Origin of the sequence: Mycobacterium sp. URHB0044, assembly GCF_000620625.1 — a bacterium.
Lineage (GTDB): Bacteria > Actinomycetota > Actinomycetes > Mycobacteriales > Mycobacteriaceae > Mycobacterium.
This window is the reverse complement of sequence record NZ_JIAW01000006.1, coordinates 312959-325104: the sequence shown is the minus strand read 5'-3', so window position 1 is coordinate 325104 and position 12146 is coordinate 312959. Positions and strand designations below refer to the sequence as shown.

The following is a 12146-nucleotide window of genomic DNA, read 5'->3' as shown; positions in this document are numbered from 1 at the left end:
AATCAGGAGCGCAGACCGGCGGCGAGATGGTCGTAGACCCGCCACACCACGGCTTCGTGGCCGACGACGCTCAATTCGCCGTCGGCCAGCCGGCGGTCGGCATCGGCAAGCTCCTCGGCCAGTCGGTACAACTCGGCGCACAGCTCGGCGGTCATCGCGTCGTCGACCCCGGCCATCCGCACGACGGTGAGCGTGTGGACCTTGGCGCGGTTGGCCCCCGTCAGCGCCATGGCCACCGCTCCGCCGCCCAGGCAGACGCCGGAGGAGATGGCCAACGCCGAACCGGGGCCGACGACATTCACCAGAACGGTCTCCAGCGTCAGCCAGGTCACCGTGCCCCAGACCGGCCAGGACCGCCACAACCGCAGCAGTATCCGTTCATCGGGGGAGATGCCCGGCGGGAAGACCACCAGCCGATGGCGAGTGACGCCGTAGCGGCTCGGCGCAACGTCCAGCGAGCCCCAGGTGCGGCCGCTGTCGAGCACTCGCCGCCAGCGCGGCTCGTGCATCGTGTCGCTCATGCCTTCAGGTGTACCCACGGTGAGCGCCGTGACGCGGGGCCCGCACGCAATTCTGATGCGCCGGGCCTCGAGCTTTACGCCTCTAAGTATTGCTGACTATACTCAGACTGCATGACGTCGTCTCGCAAGATCCCGCCGCGCCTGGCCGACCATCCCACGGTGCGAAAGGTGATGTCCCGCCGGACGGAACCGCCGGGCGTGATCGACGCGGAGTGGCTGCGCCAGGTGTGCCTGGACGCCGGGGCCGACGACGTCGCCTTCGCCAGCGTCGAGAATCCCGACCTGGCGTCGGAAAGGGAGCACGTCGATGCCGCGCTGCCGGGAACGCAAAGCTACGTCTCGCTCGTCGTGAAGATGAACCGCGACAACGTCCGGTCGACCGCCCGCAGCGTGGCCAATCAGGAATTCCACCGCAGCGGCGAAATCATGAACGAGGCAGCCCACCGCGTTACGCGGGCACTTCAGGACGCGGGCTACCGCGCCATCAACCCGTCGATGTCCTTTCCGATGGAGATGGACAAGTATCCCGCCCGCATCTGGGTGGTGGCGCACAAGCCGGTGGCCGTGGCGTCCGGCCTTGGCGTGATGGGCATCCACCGCAACGTGATTCATCCGAAGTTCGGCAACTTCATCCTGCTCGGCACCATTCTGGTTGCCGCCCCGGTCACCAGTTACGGTGAGCCACTGGACTATTCGCCGTGCCTGGAGTGCAAGCTGTGTGTTGCCGCCTGCCCGGTGGGTGCGATCAAGAAGGACGGCGACTTCGACTTCGTCGCGTGCTCGGTGCACAACTACCGCGAGTTCATGGGCGGGTTCACCGACTGGGTGCAGACGATCGCCGACAGCGACGACGCCGCCGACTTCCGTTCCCGCGTCAGCGATTCCGAGAACGCATCGATGTGGCAGAGCCTGTCGTTCAAGGCGAACTACAAGGCGGCGTACTGCCTGGCGGTGTGTCCTGCCGGTGAGGACGTCATCGAGCCCTACCTCGACGACCGCAAGGGCTTCATGGATCTCGTCCTCAAACCCCTGCAGGAGAAGCGCGAGACGCTGTACGTGCTGCCGAACTCGGCGGCCAAGGAACACGCCGAACGCCGCTACCCGCACAAGGACGTGAAGGTGGTGGACAGCGGCATCCGGGGTCGCCCCAGCTAGCGCCGAACCACCGCATCGACGCTGCTGTCAGATCGCTCGAATCGCGCTTTTCGCGATCTGACAGCAGTCTCGGCGCAAAGGGGGAAGCCGCAACCGCGCAAAAGAACAGCCGTCAGGTCCAGGCGTGCACGGTGTTTTGCGCCGGCTCCAGGCCCAGCTGAATCAGCAGCTCGGTCGCGTCGGCGGCCTGCTCGCAGATGGTCGGCACCTCGGGCCGCTCGACCGAGCTGAAGGTCTCCAACACGAACGTCGCCCCCGACTTGCGGCCGGGGGGACGTCCGACGCCGATCCGGACCCGCTGAAAGTCGTTGGTACCCAACGCCGACGACACCGAACGCAACCCGTTGTGCCCGGCCGCCCCGCCGCCGAACTTGAGCCTGATCCGACCGAAGTCCAGGTCGAGTTCGTCGTGCAAGACGATCACGTCGGCCGGCGCTACCGAGTAGAAGTTGGCGAGCGGCCCGACGTGGCGACCCGACTCGTTCATGTACGTGCGCGGCTTGGCCAACACCACCGACTTGCCGCCCAACCGGCCCGTCGTCACCTCGGCGCCGGAGCGCTTGTGCACCTTGAACCCCGAGCCGATGCGGTCGGCAAGGATGTCGGCGACCATGAAGCCGAGGTTGTGCCGGGTCTTGGCGTAGTTGGGTCCGGGGTTGCCCAGGCCGACCACCAACAGCGGTTCGGCCACGACGGGAGTTACTCGGAGCCGGCTTCGGCGGAGGACTCCTCGGCCCCGCCGGCTGCCTCGGCCTGACCCGAAGGCTCGGCGGTCTCGCCACCACCCTCGGACTCGAGGTCCTCGGCGGTCGGGGCGGGGATGACGTTGACCACGAGCAACTCGGGGTCGGAGATCAGCGTGACGCCGTCGGGCAGCGGGACCTGGGCGGCGGTGAACTGCGTGCCTGCCGGGGAGCCTTCGACCGACAGCGTCAGGCTCTCGGGGATCGACATCGCGTCGGACTCGATCTCGATGCTGTTGGCTTCCTGGTTGACCAGGGTGTCCGGGCCGGCGTCACCCTCGACGAGGACGTTGACCTCGACGGTGACCTTCTCGCCACGACGGACGATGATCAGGTCGACGTGCTGGATGGACCGGCGGATCGGGTGGACGTCCAGCGACTTCGGCAGCGCGAGCGCCTCGGTGCCGTCGATGTCGAGCGTCAAGACCGCGTTGGTGCCGAAGTTGCGCAGCACGGCGGCGAACTCGCGGGCCGGCAGCGCCAGGTGCTGTGGCTCGGTGCCGTGGCCGTAGAGCACGGCGGGCACCTTGCCATCGCGGCGGGCCTGACGCGACGCGCCCTTGCCCGTCTTGGTGCGGACTTCAGCGGTGAGATTGTTCGCGAGGTGGGCCTTGGTCTTGGCCATGGTGTGTGCTCCTGTGCCGGTCTCTGGTGGGCGCGGCAAGGGCGACTCGAAGCAGCTGGGCTGCGGAGCGGTTCCCGTCGATAACGGTGGTCCTCAGTAGGCCACCCTCGCCGTGATCGTCCGCAAGGCTAGCGCATCGGCACCTCAGACTGGAAATTTGGTGCCCGTGAGCTGCTCGGATAGCTCCCACAGCGCCGACGCGGTGCTCGCCGACGTGGCCAGCGGGCTGCGGAGGGTGGGCCCGGCGGGGCCGCGCATGCCGAAGCGCGGGCCGACGAAGCTGTCGCCGGGAAGGTCCTGGGCCACGGCGAACAGGGTCTGGCGGGCGCCGAAGTCGGCGTCGGTGCCCAGCCGGTTGGCGGCGAGCCAGAACTTCGTCCCGATCGGGTTGCCGGTGTGGCCCTGCAGGTTGGTCGCGGAGTAGCCGGGGTGTGCGGCCAGCGCCTTCACCGACGAACCGGCGGCATCGAGCCTGCGCTGCAACTCGCTGGTGAACAGCAGGTTGGCCAGCTTGGACTGGCCGTACGCCAGCCATGCCGAGTAGGGCCGCGACTTCCAGTTCAGATCCTTGATGCTGATCTTGCCGATCAGGTGCATCAGCGACGACACCGTGACGACCCGGTCGGTGATCTTGGGCAGCAGCAGGTTGGTCAGCGCGAAGTGGCCGAGGTGGTTGGTGCCGATCTGGCTCTCGAACCCATCGACGGTCTGCGCGTACGGCACGGCCATGATGCCGGCGTTGTTGACCAGGACGTCGACGCCGTCGACCCCAGAGGCGAACTCCCGCACCGACGCCAGATCCTGCAGATCGAGCTTGCGGACCTCGACGTCACCCGTCATGCCGGACGCCGCAGCGTCACCCTTGCCGGTGTTGCGCACCGCGAGGATCACCCTGGCGCCGACCCGCGCCAGCTCGCGGGCGGTGACCTCCCCGAGTCCGCTGTTGGCGCCGGTCACGACGACCGTGCGGCCGGCGAACGAGGGCAGGTCGGCGGCGGTCCATTCGCTCATGCCGCTCAGCGTAGTTACTTGGGCTTGACGACGAAGCCCCTGATGATGGCCTCGATGTCGGGGCCCTGCTCGGCGGCCTGATCGGCATAGCTCGTCACGGTCAGCTGGATCAGGTACTTCTGCCCGGGCTGGTTGGGCTTGACGGGCGTGCCGGTGGCGACGACGACGCGGTTGTAGGTCTGCATCCGCCGGCCGTTGAGGTCGTAGGTGCCCTCCACCATCGACGACGGGAACCCGCGGTAGTTGTCGGCGGATCCGTTGAGACGCTTGAAGTTCTCCGACCGCTGGGCGTCGCCGTCGGCATGCTTCAGCGCCTCCTTGACGTCGAAGTCACCCGACAGCTGGAACACCAGCAGCATCACCGTCGGATAGGTGTCGCCCTTGGCGATCATGCGCGTGCCCGGGGCCATGTTGGGATTGGTGTATGGCGTCCATCCCGGCGGCGTGGGAATCGAGACGGTGATGTCGGTGAGCTTGTCGGGCGCCACCGGGGCTCCGGTGACGCCGACGCTCTCCAGGTAGGTCGAAAGCGGGACTGGCGCTTCGGTGCTCGTCGGCGTCGCGGTGGTGGTGGCCGACGTCGACCAGATCGACTGATAGTCGGGCGAGGAGGGTCCGCAGCCGGCGACGGCGAAGACGACCAGTACGACGGGCAGGACCCAGCGGATCACAAAATCTCGCGAACGGAGTCCATCGGGCGGGCCAGCCGCGTGCCCTTGTCCGTGGTGACGAAGGGGCGCTCGATGAGGATCGGATGTTCGGCCATCGCGTCGAGCAGTTCGTCGTCGGACGCGTCGGCCAAGCCCAGCTCGGTGTACAGGGCCTCGCGCTTGCGCACCGCCGCGCGGACCTCGATGCCTGCGTCCGCGATCAGCTCGACCAGTTGTGCGCGCGTCGGCGGGGTCTTGAGGTACTGGATGACGGTTGGCTCATACCCGTTGTCCCGCAACAGATCCAGTGTCTTGCGTGACGTCGAGCACTTGGGGTTGTGGTAGATGACCGGCTCGCCCATCACGCCTCTCCGTCGAACAGTCCCGTCACCGAGCCGTTCTCGAACACCGCTCGGATGGTGCTGGCCAGCAGCGGCGCGATGGACAGCACGGTCAGCTGGGGGAACTGCTTCTCCTCGCCGATCGGCAGCGTGTTGGTGACGATGACCTCGCGGGCGCCGCAATTGGCCAGGCGTTCGGCGGCCGGGTCGGAGAGCACGCCGTGCGTGGCGGCGATGATCACGTCGCTCGCACCGTCCTGGCGCAGCAGGTTCACGGCGCCTGCGATGGTGCCGCCGGTGTCGATCATGTCGTCGATCAGGATGCAGGTCTTGCCCTTGACGTCGCCGACCACCCGGTTCGACTTCACCTGGTTGGGCACCCTGGGGTCACGGGTCTTGTGGATGAAGGCCAGCGGTACGCCGCCGAGCGAATCCGCCCACTTCTCGGCGATGCGCACGCGGCCAGAGTCGGGGGAGACGACCACCATGTCGTGGTCGGTGTAGTTCTCCCCGATGTAGCCGCACAGCAGCGACTGGCCGCGCATGTGGTCGACGGGGCCGTCGAAGAAGCCCTGGATCTGGTCGGTGTGCAGGTCGACCGACACGATGCGGTCCGCCCCGGCGGTCTTGAACAGATCGGCGATCAGCCGGGCGGAGATGGGCTCGCGGCCGCGGTGCTTCTTGTCCTGCCGCGCGTACGGATAGAACGGCAGGATCGCGGTGATGCGCTTGGCGCTGCCGCGCTTGAGCGCGTCGATCATGAGCAGCTGTTCCATCAGCCACTTGTTCAGCGGCGCGGGGTGCGATTGCAGTACGAACGCGTCGCACCCGCGCACGGACTCCTCGAACCGGACGAAGATTTCACCGTTGGCGAAGTCGCGGGCGGTCTGAGCAGTGACGTGAACGTCGAGCTCCTTGGCCACCTGCTCGGCCAGCTCCGGATGCGCCCGCCCGGCGAACAACATCAGGTTCTTGCGATTGTCGGTCCAGTCCGTGGCCACTTAGAGCTGCTTTCGCGGTGGGGGATCGATACGGGGCAATGGTACGTACGGTTGCCCGCACCGCGTTGCCGGGTTACCAGATTGCCAACAACGGACGACGGATCAGTCGTCTTCGGAGTCGTCTTCGGAGTCGTCACTGCGGGCCGCTGTTGCCTTGCGAGCGGCCTCCGCGGAGGCGCTGTCGGGCCGCTTGTTCACGACCCAGCCCTCGATGTTGCGCTGCGGACCGGCCGACACCGCGAGGGCTCCCGGTGGCACGTCGTCGCGCACCACGGTGCCCGCACCGGTGTACGCGCCGTCGCCGATGGTGACCGGCGCGACGAACATGGTGTCCGATCCGGTACGCACGTGCGAGCCAATCTTGGTGCGGCGCTTGCTTTCTCCGTCGTAGTTGACGAACACGCTGGAGGCGCCGATGTTGGAGTGTTCGCCGATCTCGGCATCGCCGACGTACGTCAGGTGCGGAACCTTGGTGCCCTTGCCGATGACGGCGTTCTTGGTCTCCACGTAGGCGCCGAGTTTGCCGTCCGCGCCCAGCTCGGTGCCGGGCCGCAGGTAGGTGAACGGGCCGACGGTCGCGCCGTCGCCGATGGACGACTCGCAGCCGTGCGTGCGGACCACCGACGCCTGGCTGCCGACGGTGACGTCGATCAGCGTCGTGTCCGGCCCGATCTCGCAGCGCGCGCCGACGTGCGTGGCGCCCAGCAGCTGCGTGCCTGGCCGGATCACGGTGTCGCGGCCGACGGTGACGTCGACGTCGATCCACGTGGTGGCCGGGTCGATGACGGTGACACCGGCCCGCTGGTGGCCTGCCACGATGCGACGGTTGAGTTCGGCGGCCAGGTCCGACAGCTGCACCCGGTCGTTGACGCCCGCGACCAGCGCGCTGTCGTCGACGTGGCGGGCCCGCACCACGTACCCGTCCTGCCGCACGATCGAGATGGCGTCGGTCAGGTACAGCTCCCGCTGGGCGTTGTCCGAGCTCAACCGGCTCAGCGCCGAGCGCAGCGCCCCGTTGTCGAACGCGTAGACCGCCGCGTTGATCTCGCTGATGGCCTGCTGCTGCCGGGTGGCGTCGGCCTGCTCGACGATGCCGATCACCTCGCCGTCCTGGGTGCGCAGGATGCGGCCGTAGCCCGTCGGGTCGTGCACGGTGGTGGTCAGCACGGTCGCCGCGGCGGATTCGGCGCCGTGCGCGTCGACCAGCTCGGCCAGCGTGTCCGCGTCGAGCAGCGGCGCGTCGGCCGTAGTCACCACGACGGTGCCGTCGAAGTCGTCGGGAAGCGCGGTCAGCCCGCACCCGACGGCATGGCCGGTGCCGAGCTGTTCGTCCTGCACCGCGATGTCGATCCGGCGGCCGAGCTCCTCGGCCAATGCGTTGACGGCCTCGGACACGCGGTCGCGGTCCTGTCCGACCACCACGACGAGGTGTTGTGGAGCGGCCTTGGCTGCGGCGTGCAGCGTGTGTGCCAGCATGCTGCGGCCCGCCAGCGTGTGCAGCACCTTCGGGGTGTCGGAGCGCATCCGGGTGCCTGCCCCGGCCGCCAGGACGATGACGGCGGCTTCGCCTCTTGTCGTCATAACCTCTCCCGTGCGCGGGCTCCGTCGCCAGGACTCGAACCTGAACTATCTGAACCAAAATCAGAGGTGCTGCCGATTACACCACGACGGACTGTCGGAAAGACTTTAGTCGAACGCCCACGAGGCTCGTCACGCTCGGCGCATGGGCAGCGCCGAGCGGGGGATTACGCTCAGGCCGTGGCAGCTCCGGAGAAAGAACCGCGCGCACCTCGTGCCCGGATGACCGGTACCGCGCGCCGTCAGCAGCTCGTAGAGATCGCCAAGTCGCTGTTCGCCGAACGCGGGTACGACGCCACGTCCATCGAGGAGATCGCCCAGCGCGCGAACGTGTCCAAGCCCGTCGTCTACGAACACTTCGGCGGCAAGGAGGGGTTGTACGCCGTCGTGGTGGACCGCGAGATGTCGGCGCTGCTCGATGGCATCACGTCGTCGCTGACCAACAACAGGTCCCGGGTGCGCGTGGAGCGGGTCGCGCTGGCCCTGCTCACCTATGTCGAGGAGCGCACCGACGGCTTCCGGATCCTCATCCGCGACTCCCCGGCCAGCATCACGTCGGGCACCTATTCCAGCCTGCTCAACGATGCCGTCTCGCAAGTGGCGTCGATCCTGGCCGGCGACTTCTCCCGCCGCGGCCTGGACCCCGAGCTCGCGCCGCTGTACGCCCAGGCTCTGGTCGGATCGGTGTCGATGACGGCGCAGTGGTGGCTGGACACCCGGGAGCCGAAGAAGGAAGTCGTCGCCGCGCACCTGGTGAACCTGATGTGGAATGGCCTCACCCACCTCGAGGCCGACCCTCGGCTGCAGGAGTGACGCCGAGAAGGCGCACCGTAGAATGGCTTTCATCATGACCGCACCGGGGCACACGTCTGTCCAAACCCCGATTGCCGGGCTCGTCGAGCTGGCACTGACCGCTCCCACGTTCACCGATCTGATCGACCGCGCCGCCGAGCGGCCCGCCGAGCTCGCCATGGTCGGTCCCATCGGGACGCGGTTGTTCGTCGCGGCCGCGCTGGCCAGGACCAGTCCGCTGCTCGTCGTCACCGCCACCGGGCGCGAGGCCGACGACCTGGCCGGCGAGCTGAAGGGCGTCCTCGGTGACGCCGTCGCGATGTTCCCGTCCTGGGAGACGCTGCCGCACGAACGACTGTCACCGGGCGTGGAGACCGTCGGCGCCCGGATGATGGTGCTGCGCCGGCTGGCACATCCCGACGACGCCCGGCTGGGCCCGCCGCTGCGGGTGGTGGTGACGACGGCGCGCTCGCTGCTGCAGCCGATGGCGCCCGACCTCGCCGACATCGAGCCGGTGACGCTGACCGTCGGCGCCGAAGCGGACTTCGATGACGTCATCGCGCGGCTGGTCGACCTGGCGTACACCCGCGTCGACATGGTCGGCAAGCGCGGCGAGTTCGCGGTGCGCGGCGGCATCCTCGACGTATTCCCGCCGACGGCCGAGCACCCGTTGCGCGTCGAGTTCTGGGGCGACGAGGTGTCCGAGATGCGGATGTTCGCCGTCGCCGATCAACGCTCGATCCCCGAGATCGCCGTCGACACGCTGATCGCCGTGCCCTGCCGCGAGTTGCTGCTCACCGACGAGGTGCGCCAGCGGGCCGCCGCGCTCTCGGCCGAGATGCCGAGCGTGGAGAACCGCGTCAGCGGCACCGTCGCCGACATGCTCGCCAAGCTCACCGAGGGCATCCCGGTCGACGGCATGGAGGCCCTGCTGCCGGTACTGCGGCCGACCGACCTCGCGCTGCTGCACGATCTGCTGCCCGAGGGCACGCCGGTGCTGGTGTGCGATCCGGAGAAGGTGCGCACGCGCGCCGGCGACCTGATCAAGACCGGCCGCGAATTCCTCGAGGCGTCCTGGTCGGTGGCCGCGGTCGGCGGCGACGCGCCCATCGACGTCGAGCAGCTGGGCGGTTCCGGTTTCCGTGAACTCGAGGACACCCGCGCCAGCGCCATCGAGACCGGGCATCCGTGGTGGACGCTCAGCCAGCTCTCCAACGAGTCGGCCATCGAGGTGGACATCCGCCCGGCCCCGTCGGCGCGCGGGCAACAGCACGACCTCGACGAGATGTTCGCGATGCTGCGGGCGCACATCGCGACGGGCGGGCTGGCCGCCGTCGTCACGCCAGGCACCGGCACCGCGCACCGCGTCGTCGAGCAACTCGGCGAAGCCGACGTTCCCGCCGCCATGCTCGAGCCGGGCGCCTCGCCGAAACCGGGCGTGGTCGGCGTCCTGCGGGGACCGCTGCGCGACGGTGTGGTGCTGCCGGGCGCGAACCTCGTCGTCATCACCGAGACCGACCTGACCGGCAACCGCGCCAACGCCACCGAGGGCAAGCGGCTGGCCGCCAAGCGGCGCAACGTCGTCGACCCGCTCGCCCTGACCGCCGGCGACCTCGTCGTGCACGATCAGCACGGCATCGGCCGGTTCGTCGAGATGACCGAACGCATCGTCGGCGGCGCGCGGCGCGAGTACCTGGTGCTGGAGTACGCGTCGGCCAAGCGCGGCGGCGGCTCCGACAAGCTCTACGTCCCGATGGACTCGCTGGATCAGCTGTCGCGCTACGTCGGCGGTGCCGAGCCGTCGCTGAGCAAGCTCGGCGGCAGCGACTGGACCAACACCAAGACCAAGGCGCGCCGCGCGGTGCGCGAGATCGCGGGGGAGCTGGTGGCCCTCTACGCGAAGCGGCAGGCCGCGCCTGGCTACGCCTTCGGCCCCGACACGCCGTGGCAGGCCGAGATGGAGGACGCGTTCGGGTTCACCGAGACCGTCGACCAGCTGACCGCCATCACCGAGGTCAAGTCCGACATGCAGAAACCGGTTCCGATGGACCGGGTGATCTGCGGCGACGTCGGCTACGGCAAGACCGAGATCGCGGTGCGCGCGGCGTTCAAGGCGGTGCAGGACGGCAAGCAGGTCGCCGTGCTGGTGCCGACGACGCTGCTGGCCGACCAACACCTGCAGACGTTCACGGCCAGGATGGCCGGGTTCCCGGTGACCGTGAAGGGGCTGTCGCGGTTCACCAGCCCTGCCGAATCCAAGGCCGTGCTGGCGGGCATGAAGGACGGCTCGGTCGACATCGTGATCGGCACCCACCGGCTCTTGCAGACCGGTGTGACGTGGAAGGACCTCGGCCTGGTCGTGGTCGACGAGGAACAGCGGTTCGGCGTCGAGCACAAGGAACACATCAAGTCGATGCGCACCCACGTCGACGTGCTGACCATGAGCGCCACCCCGATTCCGCGCACGCTGGAGATGAGCCTGGCAGGCATCCGGGAGATGTCGACGATCCTCACGCCACCCGAGGAACGCTTCCCGGTGCTCACCTACGTCGGGCCGCACGACGACAAGCAGGTGGCTGCGGCGCTGCGCCGCGAGTTGCTGCGCGACGGGCAGGCGTTCTACATCCACAACCGCGTGCGCTCCATCGACTCCGCGGCCGCGAAGGTGCGCGCGTTGGTGCCGGAGGCGCGCGTCGTCGTCGCGCACGGGCAGATGCCGGAAGAAGTGTTGGAACGCACAGTCGAGGGGTTCTGGAACCGCGATTACGACATCCTGGTCTGCACGACGATCGTCGAGACGGGCCTGGACATCTCCAACGCCAACACGCTGATCGTCGAGCGCGCCGACACGTTCGGCCTGTCGCAGCTACATCAGCTGCGCGGCCGGGTGGGTCGCAGCCGGGAACGCGGCTACGCGTACATGCTCTATCCGCCCGAGGTGCCGCTGACCGAGACGGCGTACGACCGGCTGGCCACCATCGCGCAGAACAACGAGCTCGGCGCGGGCATGGCCGTGGCGATGAAGGACCTCGAGATCCGTGGCGCAGGCAACGTGCTCGGCGCCGAGCAGTCCGGTCACGTCGCCGGCGTGGGCTTCGACCTCTACGTGCGCCTGGTCGGCGAGGCCGTGGAGGCCTACCGCGCCGTGGTCGACGGGGAAACCGTTGCGGCCGTTGAGGAACCGAAGGAGGTCCGCATCGATTTACCGGTCGACGCGCACCTGCCGCCCGACTACATCGGCAGTGACCGGTTGCGGCTGGAGGGCTACCGCCGGTTGGCCGCCGCTCCCGACGAGGCCGGCATCGCCTCTGTGGTCGAGGAGCTCGTCGACCGGTACGGGCCGCTGCCCGAACCCGCCCAACGGTTGCTCGCACTTGCCCGGTTGCGGTTGCTGTGCCGCGAGTACGGCGTCACGGAAGTCGCCGCCGTGGGCGAGGCGTCGGTGCGGATTGCGCCGCTGCCGCTGATGGACTCCCAGCAACTACGGCTCAAGCGCATGTATCCCAGTGCGACGTTCCGCGCGACGACGTCGACGGTCGTGTTGCCGATCCCTCGAGTCGGTACGGGCATCGGCGCGCCACGAATTCGGGACGTCGAGTTGGTGAACGTCGTGGCAGGTTTGCTACTGGCGCTGGATGGCAAACCGCAAACGGATGTTGATATAACCAACCTCGGCGGCGACGCGGTGAGCGCCCGCGCGAAGAGCAGAGGAACCCGATGACCCAGCGA

11 protein-coding genes and 1 tRNA gene are annotated in these 12146 nt (G+C 68.5%); 3 read left to right on the top strand and 9 right to left on the bottom strand.

Features of this window, described 5'->3' with window-relative positions:
• Positions 1-2 precede the first annotated feature (2 nt).
• Entirely contained in the window at positions 3-521 is a 519-nt protein-coding gene (locus N536_RS0115460; RefSeq protein ID WP_029114433.1) for a DUF6611 family protein, read from the bottom strand.
• Positions 522-632: 111 nt separating this feature from the next.
• Between N536_RS0115460 and N536_RS0115455 the strand changes: the two genes are divergently transcribed.
• Positions 633-1676, top strand: a complete 1044-nt coding sequence (locus tag N536_RS0115455; protein ID WP_029114432.1) for a 4Fe-4S binding protein — start codon at positions 633-635, stop codon at positions 1674-1676.
• A gap of 112 nt (positions 1677-1788) precedes the next feature.
• On the opposite strand, the gene pth is transcribed toward N536_RS0115455, so the two are convergent.
• The 8 genes from pth to N536_RS0115415 form a co-directional block, all read right to left on the bottom strand.
• Complete coding sequence (gene pth, locus N536_RS0115450; RefSeq protein ID WP_029114431.1) at positions 1789-2367, bottom strand: aminoacyl-tRNA hydrolase; 579 nt, start codon at positions 2365-2367, stop codon at positions 1789-1791.
• Positions 2368-2375: 8 nt separating this feature from the next.
• Positions 2376-3044: a 50S ribosomal protein L25/general stress protein Ctc gene (locus N536_RS0115445; RefSeq protein WP_029114430.1), complete on the bottom strand. Its 669-nt coding sequence runs from the start codon at positions 3042-3044 to the stop codon at positions 2376-2378.
• Positions 3045-3188: 144 nt separating this feature from the next.
• Positions 3189-4055, bottom strand: coding sequence for an oxidoreductase (locus N536_RS0115440; protein WP_029114429.1), 867 nt, complete (start codon positions 4053-4055; stop codon positions 3189-3191).
• Positions 4056-4069: 14 nt separating this feature from the next.
• The gene (locus N536_RS0115435) at positions 4070-4726 is read right to left on the bottom strand and encodes an LpqN/LpqT family lipoprotein (RefSeq protein WP_029114428.1); all 657 of its coding nucleotides are present in this window, start codon (positions 4724-4726) and stop codon (positions 4070-4072) included.
• Entirely contained in the window at positions 4723-5067 is a 345-nt protein-coding gene (gene arsC, locus N536_RS0115430) for an arsenate reductase (glutaredoxin) (RefSeq protein ID WP_029114427.1), read from the bottom strand. The genes N536_RS0115435 and arsC overlap by 4 nt, the downstream gene beginning before the upstream one ends.
• Positions 5067-6047, bottom strand: coding sequence for a ribose-phosphate diphosphokinase (locus tag N536_RS0115425; RefSeq protein ID WP_029114426.1), 981 nt, complete (start codon positions 6045-6047; stop codon positions 5067-5069). Before N536_RS0115425 ends, arsC begins: the two co-directional genes overlap by 1 nt.
• Positions 6048-6149: 102 nt before the next feature.
• Complete coding sequence (gene glmU / locus N536_RS0115420) at positions 6150-7628, bottom strand: bifunctional UDP-N-acetylglucosamine diphosphorylase/glucosamine-1-phosphate N-acetyltransferase GlmU (protein ID WP_029114425.1); 1479 nt, start codon at positions 7626-7628, stop codon at positions 6150-6152.
• A 19-nt stretch (positions 7629-7647) separates the two neighbouring features.
• A tRNA-Gln gene (locus tag N536_RS0115415) sits at positions 7648-7719 on the bottom strand.
• 128 nt (positions 7720-7847) lie between these two features.
• On the opposite strand from N536_RS0115415, the gene N536_RS0115410 reads away from it, so the two are divergent.
• Entirely contained in the window at positions 7848-8438 is a 591-nt protein-coding gene (locus N536_RS0115410; RefSeq protein WP_029114424.1) for a TetR/AcrR family transcriptional regulator, read from the top strand.
• Between the two features lie 34 nt (positions 8439-8472).
• Positions 8473-12138, top strand: coding sequence for a transcription-repair coupling factor (mfd, locus tag N536_RS0115405; RefSeq protein WP_029114423.1), 3666 nt, complete (start codon positions 8473-8475; stop codon positions 12136-12138).
• Positions 12139-12146: the final 8 nt, after the last annotated feature.

Coding starts and splice junctions, on each gene's coding strand:
- N536_RS0115460 (WP_029114433.1), bottom strand. CDS start 521: ATGAGCGACACGATGCACGAGCCGCGCTGGCGGCGAGTGCTCGACAGC.
- N536_RS0115455 (WP_029114432.1), top strand. CDS start 633: ATGACGTCGTCTCGCAAGATCCCGCCGCGCCTGGCCGACCATCCCACG.
- N536_RS0115445 (WP_029114430.1), bottom strand. CDS start 3,044: ATGGCCAAGACCAAGGCCCACCTCGCGAACAATCTCACCGCTGAAGTC.
- N536_RS0115440 (WP_029114429.1), bottom strand. CDS start 4,055: ATGAGCGAATGGACCGCCGCCGACCTGCCCTCGTTCGCCGGCCGCACG.
- arsC (WP_029114427.1), bottom strand. CDS start 5,067: ATGGGCGAGCCGGTCATCTACCACAACCCCAAGTGCTCGACGTCACGC.
- glmU (WP_029114425.1), bottom strand. CDS start 7,628: ATGACGACAAGAGGCGAAGCCGCCGTCATCGTCCTGGCGGCCGGGGCA.
- N536_RS0115410 (WP_029114424.1), top strand. CDS start 7,848: ATGACCGGTACCGCGCGCCGTCAGCAGCTCGTAGAGATCGCCAAGTCG.
- mfd (WP_029114423.1), top strand. CDS start 8,473: ATGACCGCACCGGGGCACACGTCTGTCCAAACCCCGATTGCCGGGCTC.